The 7,371-nt window shown below is 43.7% G+C and carries 7 protein-coding genes; 6 read left to right on the forward strand and 1 reads right to left on the reverse strand.

Translation table 11 applies throughout. The features are described 5' to 3' along the window. Positions 1 to 10 precede the first annotated feature (10 nt). On the reverse strand, positions 11 to 1,939 hold the full coding sequence (locus tag NJ959_RS22985) for a transglycosylase domain-containing protein (RefSeq protein ID WP_254014074.1): 1,929 nt from the start codon (positions 1,937 to 1,939) through the stop codon (positions 11 to 13). A 194-nt stretch (positions 1,940 to 2,133) separates the two neighbouring features. Here NJ959_RS22985 and NJ959_RS22990 point away from each other — a divergent pair, with 194 nt between their 5' ends. The 6 genes from NJ959_RS22990 to NJ959_RS23015 all read left to right on the forward strand — a co-directional run bounded on the left by NJ959_RS22990 (position 2,134) and on the right by NJ959_RS23015 (position 7,344). Further along, on the forward strand, positions 2,134 to 2,274 hold the full coding sequence (locus NJ959_RS22990) for a hypothetical protein (protein WP_254014075.1): 141 nt from the start codon (positions 2,134 to 2,136) through the stop codon (positions 2,272 to 2,274). 338 nt (positions 2,275 to 2,612) lie between these two features. Next, a complete protein-coding gene (gene tyrS / locus NJ959_RS22995) occupies positions 2,613 to 3,845 on the forward strand; it encodes a tyrosine--tRNA ligase (protein WP_254014076.1) in 1,233 nt (410 codons plus the stop codon). Positions 3,846 to 4,034: 189 nt separating this feature from the next. Further along, entirely contained in the window at positions 4,035 to 4,580 is a 546-nt protein-coding gene (locus NJ959_RS23000) for a hypothetical protein (protein WP_254014077.1), read from the forward strand. Between the two features lies 1 nt (position 4,581). After that, positions 4,582 to 5,301 carry an orotidine-5'-phosphate decarboxylase gene (gene pyrF / locus NJ959_RS23005; protein WP_254014078.1) on the forward strand — a complete coding sequence of 240 codons (720 nt, stop codon included), beginning with the start codon at positions 4,582 to 4,584 and terminating at the stop codon, positions 5,299 to 5,301. Between the two features lie 98 nt (positions 5,302 to 5,399). Beyond that, a complete protein-coding gene (locus NJ959_RS23010; protein WP_254014079.1) occupies positions 5,400 to 6,020 on the forward strand; it encodes a hypothetical protein in 621 nt (206 codons plus the stop codon). Between the two features lie 466 nt (positions 6,021 to 6,486). After that, positions 6,487 to 7,344 (forward strand): pentapeptide repeat-containing protein, encoded by an 858-nt coding sequence (locus NJ959_RS23015; RefSeq protein ID WP_254014080.1) that lies wholly within the window; start codon positions 6,487 to 6,489, stop codon positions 7,342 to 7,344. Positions 7,345 to 7,371 lie beyond the last annotated feature (27 nt).

The following is a 7,371-nucleotide window of genomic DNA, read 5'->3' on the forward strand; positions in this document are numbered from 1 at the left end:
CTCCCTTTCCTCAAGAAGAAGGACGTTTAAACTTGGAAGCTGGCTCAAAATATTGGACTGGTTTATTTTTCATCGCCTTCTGCATAAACCGTCGCCAGATAGGAGCAGCAAATACACCACCTGTCGCGCCACCGCCCAGGGGACGGTAATTATCATTACCAACCCATATGGCGGCTGATAACTGCGGGACATATCCCACGAACCAAATATCTCGCTCCGAGCTAGTTGTACCCGTTTTCCCGGCGGCTGGACGACCAATTTGGGCGTGTTTCCCAGTACCGCCAGTAACAACACTTTGTAAGACTGAGTTGAGGGAAGCCGCCGCCCATTGATCTAAGACTAGCCTGGGTTGAGGTGTATTATCTAACAACACATTTCCCAGACTGTCAGTGACACGGGCAATAATTGTGGTGTCAGAATGCCAACCATTATTAGCAAATGTGGCATAGCCGCCTGCCATCTCCAACGGAGTTACACCAATTGCCCCTAGTGGCAAGGAAACAACAGGTTCCATCGGACTCTTAAACCCTACAGTACGGCAAATTTCAATTACCTTGTCTAAACCTACAGCTTTGCCAAGCTTAACCGCTGGCACATTAGCCGACTGCATGAGTGCCGAGCGAATACTCATCGCACCGCTATAGCCGCCGCCGTAGTTTTTGGGAGAGTACCAGCCACCACCATCGCGATAACTAACTGGGGTATCCAAAACAGTTGAGTCTGGCGAATATTTACCAGTAGCAAAAGCCCCATAGTAAACAAATGGCTTAAAAGCTGAACCTGGTTGACGGCGAGATTGAATCGCACGGTTAAACTGACTCTTTTTGTAACCAATACCACCTACCAAAGCTTTAACAAAATGGGTACGGGGATCGACTGCTGCTAGGGCTACTTGATCGGGGTACAATCCGGAGGCACGTAGGTTGCTATGAGCATCTGCGATAGTTTCTTCTGCCATCTTTTGGAATTTGTAGTCAACTGTGGTTTGGACTCGCATTCCTCCTTTGAGGATGGCATCCTGCCCAAATCGCTCCTTTAATTCAGCGACAACAGCTTCTGTGATGTAGGGAAGTTCGCTACTTTGCCAGGAGGTAATCTCACCGAGTTTCAACTGTTGTGCTGATGCTTTTTTCTTTTCTGCTTCCGTAATCCATCCCAACTCTACCATCCGACCTAAGACAGTGGCTTGTCGGTTTTTAGCTACCTTGTAGTTGACAAAGGGACTATATTCTTCTGGAGACTGAATTAATCCTGCCAGCATCGCCGACTCAGCTAAATTCAGCTTAGAAGCAGGTTTACCAAAATAACTTTGGGCTGAAGTTTGGATACCATAGTTGTTATGACCCCAATAGATTTGATTGAGGTACATTTCCAAAATCTGATCTTTAGTAAAAATCTGTTCGAGTCGAATAGCCAGTACCGCCTCAGCGACTTTACGGCTAACTTTTCTTTCCCGGTTGAGGAACAGATTTTTGACTAACTGCATGGTTAGGGTTGAACCACCTTCAACCACAGAGTTATTCTTCCAGTTGGCGACTAAGGCACGACCGACACTATTGGGGTTAATGCCATGATGGAGATAGAAGTGGCTATCTTCCATCGCGATCACAGCTCGCTTTAAATTCGGGTTAATATCATCTAATTTGACAACTTCTCGATTAGCTTCACCATGTAGACTGGCAAGAGTTTTGCCTTTAATGTCATAAATATAAGTGGTTTCGGTCGGGACGTAGCCCCTTAGCACTCTGACATCCGGGAGATTGCGGAAGCTAGTCGCCAAGCCAACTAGCCCGCCAGCAACAACTGAGCTTGCCAGCATGGTAATGCCGAGAATGGTTCCGCCTGTTACCTGAGCAACGCCGACTGCAAACCGAAAACTCGGTGACAAGTCGCGTTTATTCTCTTTACTTTGTTTTTGTTGGACGGTGCTAGACGACACAGCGATTTCACTTCCTCACTTAAAAAAAAGAATTCAATGGCATGGTGGGGCAACCTCATGCCAACTGCTTTGTAGATTCTGTAAATAAATGATTACAGAAATTATTGGCAAGAGTCAGGATTGGCGCAAGGTATGGATTGGTGGAAGGAGCGTCGAACTTCAAACCCAGTAATCTGAAGTGTAAAGTATTAAGTATGAAGTATAAAGCAGACCAGCGGGAGTGTTTGAACAAAGGGACGCTTTGGCGCGTGAGTGGGTTTAGCATCTCAGTGCAATCCGCGATGCCGAAGGCTGGCGTTGCCATCGCGAAAAACCCGCCAATTGCTCTGGCTTGAGGATGCTTGCGGGGGTTTAGATCCCATATCGAGCCTCTCACTTCATTCTTCATCCTTTATACTTCATTTTTTTTTTTGCTAACAGGTATGGTAAGAGCGAGGCTAGCAGTGGGCTACGCTAAGGCGAATGCCCAAGATCGGTGATTCAATTATCGATTAAGCACAGCTCCAATCGGAATCGAGATCGTATTGGGACAATGAGCGATCGCTCAAATATGGATATTCTGGCATTTTTTTTTAAGATGTTCGCATTCCCCCTCGGATTTTCCTAAAATAAACCCAATTTGGTCTCAACACCATACCACCCTCCCTCTAATCCATAAATACTTTCCATCCCCATGTCAAATCTCCAATTGTCACATACCAATACTCCTACTTGGCTTTACCGAGGTATCAGTGAAATTTTTCCCAACCAACCTGATTCCCAAGATGCTAATGATAACCTGGCTCAACGGCTAGCGCTGACAAAGCGTCCCTTACGGGTAAAATTGGGAATTGACCCGACTGGCGCGGATATCCACTTAGGCCATAGTATCCCTGTGCGGAAGTTACGAGCCTTTCAAGATGCTGGTCATACTGCTGTCCTGATTATTGGCGATTTTACCGCAAGAATTGGCGATCCTACCGGAAAATCTGAAGTCCGTCGCCAGTTATCTATCGCCGAAGTTAAGCAGAATGCCGAAACTTACTTAGATCAAGTTCGTCCTATTTTAGATTTTGATACACCGGGACGCTTAGAGATTCGCTATAATTCGGAGTGGTTAGCTGGGTTGGATTTGACGAAAATTCTGGATTTATTAGCGACGATGACGGTAGGGCAGATGTTGGCTAAGGAAGGATTTGCCGAACGTTTCCAACAAGAAAACCCAATTTACATCCACGAGTTTCTCTACCCCTTAATGCAGGGTTATGATTCGGTAGCAATCCAGGCGGATGTGGAGTTGGGGGGAACCGACCAAAAGTTTAATATTGCTGTAGGGCGAGATTTGCAGCGCCATTTTGGTCAAACACCTCAGTTTGGTTTACTCGTACCAATTATCATCGGTACGGATGGAGTACAGAAAATGTCCAAATCTTTGGGCAATTATGTGGGATTGGGGGAAAATGCCCTCAGTATGTACTCTAAGCTGGAAAAAATTCCTGATGCTCTTTTAGAAGAGTATTTTGAACTATTGACAAATTTACCTTTAGGTGATTTACCCAAAGAACCGCGCGATCGCCAAAAACTCCTGGCTCTCAATATTGTCACTCAGTATCACGGTGAAACCGCCGCTAAAGAAGCCCAAAATGCCGCAGCAGACATTGTGAAAACAGGCTTCACGGCTCAAGCAGATGCAGTACCAGAATTCCCTCTGGCTAATGTGGAGTTTCCGGCTAAGTTGTTCTATATCCTCAAAGTCAGTGGCTTGTGTAAAAGTAGTGGGGAAGGGCAGCGATTGATTAAAGATGGTGGAGTGAAGTTAGAGGGCGATCGCGTTTCTGATGTAGATCTTACCTTTGATTCCCCCGCTCCTTTGGATGGGAAGGTGTTACAAGTGGGTAGAAAGAAGTTTATTCGGTTGATATCCTAGAGGTAGGTTGAGGAGATAAGCTGTTGCACATCTAAATTGGATATTGATTTTTTTGAGTAGGGTGTGGGGTGCGGGAATATAGAAATTAAATGCGTCACAGCTTAACCTTTAATCTTAACCGATAATATTGCGGGAAAAGCCGCCCCTACTCTCTTACGACAATCTGAATTGGGAGGAAAAATGTTAAGAATGATAAACGAGCGTAATCTGTACAACGTTGTGGGAACCGTCAGTATTGCTCTGGTATCTGTCATCGCTAATGCCGGAGATATCAAAGTAATGGAGTGTAACCAACTGATAGGATCGATCAACGAATTAGAGCCAGTAGTTGCTGAATTTGTCAATAAAAGTGACCAGCTAGGTGATGGTTTTAAAAAGGCAAAAGATCTCGATGAAATTCAACAATTAGCGGGAGAATCAGCTCAAGAGTTCAATAGATTTGCTGGAGAATTGGATAGCATAACTCAAGATATAAAACTGATTAACTTAACAGACAAACAACTGAATAGCTTGAAAAACCGATATGCTCAAACAGGGGAAGATCTCAGTCAAGGAATTCGCGATATGGCTCAGGTACTAATAAGTTTAACCCAAGTGGAAGTAACACAAGAGGGTTTAGAACAACTCAACACCATTGAATCAGACATAGATAGTATTGGGGAAAGCCTTGACAGCGCTGGGGACGCAAGCGATAAAATAGTAGATCAAATAAATAGCTACTGTGGTGCCAAATAAAATGTCAGTATCCGATCGCATTATTGTCCCTTTAGATGTTGCTACTGAGGCAGATGCGATCGCGCTCATAGAAAAATTGCCTCAAGTATCCTTCTGGAAAGTCGGTTTGGAACTATTTGTCAGTAGAGGCTCAGAAATACTCCGCATCCTAAAAAACAGAGAAAAGCGGATATTTCTTGACCTCAAATTTCACGATATTCCCAATACCGTAGCTGGAGCAACAAGAGCCGCAGCAACCTATGGAGTCGATTTAATCACAATTCATGCAGTGGCGGGAAGGGAAGCTCTCAAAAGGGCTGTAGCAGCATCAGATGAGGGAGCAAAAGCAGGAGGATGTGCGCCCCCCAAATTAATCGCAATTACCCTACTTACCAGTTTAAATTCACGGGATTTAGCCTTCGATCTGAAAGTACCCATTGAATTGCCAGAATACGCATTACAAATGGCACTATTAGCTCAAGAAACTGGTTTGCATGGAGCAGTTTGTTCTCCTCATGAAGTATCGCAATTGCGGCAAGTTTGTGGCGATAATTTTATCCTAATTTGTCCAGGAGTGCGCCCAAAATGGTCAGTTATTGGCGATCAAAGACGAACAATGACACCAGGAGAAGCAATTAAAGCAGGTGCAGATTATTTAGTGATTGGACGACCAATTACTACTGCATCTAACCCTCTTGATGCTTGGGAGAAAATTTGTGATGAGTTAAGTAGTATTAACTAAATATTTTGTTCCCAGTAGGCGATTAATCGCCTACTACAAACCTCTATTTAAGTTTCGATCCTAATTGCCTAAGTCCTGATTTATTTTTGTGAAACTAAATGAATAGAATTAAACTCAGGAAATTATTACTTTTTACATGCTTAGGATTGCAAATAGCATTACCAACTTATGGATTAAATATAGACAAATACAGCAGTAAAATTAATCCTATAGCTAATAGAGCAAGTAGTAATCTTCTCCCTTCATCTTCCACTTGTCCATCGGATATAACAACTTTAACATCATTATTGCTGCGAGATTTACCTAGTTATGGAAATCGCATTATTCAACGGGCAAGACGTTTAAATAGAAGCGTTGACGAATTTAGCTACATTATCATAGCAGGAAGACCAGAATTTGAGCCTCTACCCCTGAATCTTGGCCAATCTAACGTTACTGCTTCTATAACCGATCCTAACCCACCTCAGCAAGTTTTTTTCACAACACTAGAACGGCAGTATACTGGAGGTAAAGCGATTGAATTCCAAACTTTCCACTGGCTATTTTTGACTCACACAGAAAGTGGTTGGCGCTTGGCAATGATGTTTACTCGGCTTGGCTCAACTTCTGGGGGAAACCCCCCCACGCCGCCACGGGAGAGTAGTAACAGTATTATCGGTCAAGGGGTGACTATTTGGCTGAGAGATTGCCGTGCGGGGGCGATTCGAGGTAATTTATAGGGAGTGGGGAATGGGGAATGGGGAGAGAAACCGGGTTTCTGAGGTGTATTTCATAAATCTGCAATCTGAGGTTTATTGATTCCTTATTCTGTTAATACAGTACTTACGCTCATACTCTATCAGTATGGTGCGTTATGCTCTGCTAACGCACCAGGCAGACTATTAGTAGAGTTAATGCGTAAGTACTATAATAGATAAATTTTCAGGGCTAATCAACGGCATCTACTAAGTAATACACAACAACCAGAGCTAATTCAATCTCGCCTTAGATAGCACTTTTGCACCAACACTACTAATAATATGGATGGTGCGTTACGGGTAACGCACCCTACATATAGAAGTTTTGCGGAAGTGCTGTTAGATTTACAAATCATCAAATTGTCAGGTTTTACATAACCTTGATTTGTTTAGGTGACTGAAAAAGCAGCTAACTGGTGGTTGTAATAAACCAACCGAGGTAGAATGTATGAACCCTGATGAACTATTGATCGAGTACGAAGCGGGAGAAAGAGATTTTTGTCTAGTTGACTTGAGTGGAGCAAACCTCACCCATGCTCTTCTTAGAGAAGCGGATTTTACTCAAGCTAACTTAAGTCACGCGAATCTTTTGCGAGCAAACTTATCCCGTACCACTTTGGGAGCCGCGAATTTACAGGGCGCGGAGTTGGAGGGAGCCAACTTGCGAGGAGCTGATTTAAGTGGTGCTGACTTGATGGAGGCAAACTTAATTGCTGCTAACTTAAGTTTTGCTAGTCTAACGGGGGCGGACTTGAGTTGTGCTAATCTAATGAGTGCTGGTTTAATCGGTTCCGATCTTAATGGCGCTAATCTTTTTAGGGTTAATTTAGTTGGTTCCGATCTCCGAGGTGCTAAATTGATTGGTGCTAATCTCTGGGAAACTAACCTGAGTGGAGCTTATTTATATGAGACAGATTTGAGTGAGGCGTATATTGAGCAGGTTAACTTACAGCGGGTTTTATATAACGAAAAAACTTTGTTTCCAGAGGGGTTTGATCCTATTGATGCCGGAGCATATTTAATTGCGCCCGGAGTTTCGCTTTCAGGGATAGATTTAAGTGGAATTTACTTGGCTGGAGTCAATCTCCGTGAAGCAAATCTTAGTGGTATGGAGCTAAGGAATGCTAACTTAATGTGGGCAGATTTGAAAGATACAGATTTGAGTGGGGCTAATTTGATGGGAGCAAATTTGAGTGGGGCTAATTTGACGGGAGCAAATTTGAGTGGGGCTAATCTTGATGGTGCTAATCTCAGCGGCACTACTATGTCGGATGGGGCATTACATAAAGTTTTTCAAGAAGTTTGATTTTGGGGAATGGGGAGTGGGGAGTGG

Origin of the sequence: Limnofasciculus baicalensis BBK-W-15 (genome assembly GCF_024178385.1) — a bacterium.
Classification (GTDB): Bacteria; Cyanobacteriota; Cyanobacteriia; order Cyanobacteriales; family Coleofasciculaceae; genus Limnofasciculus; species Limnofasciculus baicalensis.

Excerpts from the sequence above, each read along its gene's own strand:
- NJ959_RS23010 (WP_254014079.1), top strand. The coding sequence starts at position 5,400 with ATGAATAGAATTAAACTCAGGAAATTATTACTTTTTACATGCTTAGGA.
- NJ959_RS23015 (WP_254014080.1), top strand. The coding sequence starts at position 6,487 with ATGAACCCTGATGAACTATTGATCGAGTACGAAGCGGGAGAAAGAGAT.
- NJ959_RS23000 (WP_254014077.1), top strand. The coding sequence starts at position 4,035 with ATGATAAACGAGCGTAATCTGTACAACGTTGTGGGAACCGTCAGTATT.
- tyrS (WP_254014076.1), top strand. The coding sequence starts at position 2,613 with ATGTCAAATCTCCAATTGTCACATACCAATACTCCTACTTGGCTTTAC.
- pyrF (WP_254014078.1), top strand. The coding sequence starts at position 4,582 with ATGTCAGTATCCGATCGCATTATTGTCCCTTTAGATGTTGCTACTGAG.
- NJ959_RS22990 (WP_254014075.1), top strand. The coding sequence starts at position 2,134 with ATGAAGTATAAAGCAGACCAGCGGGAGTGTTTGAACAAAGGGACGCTT.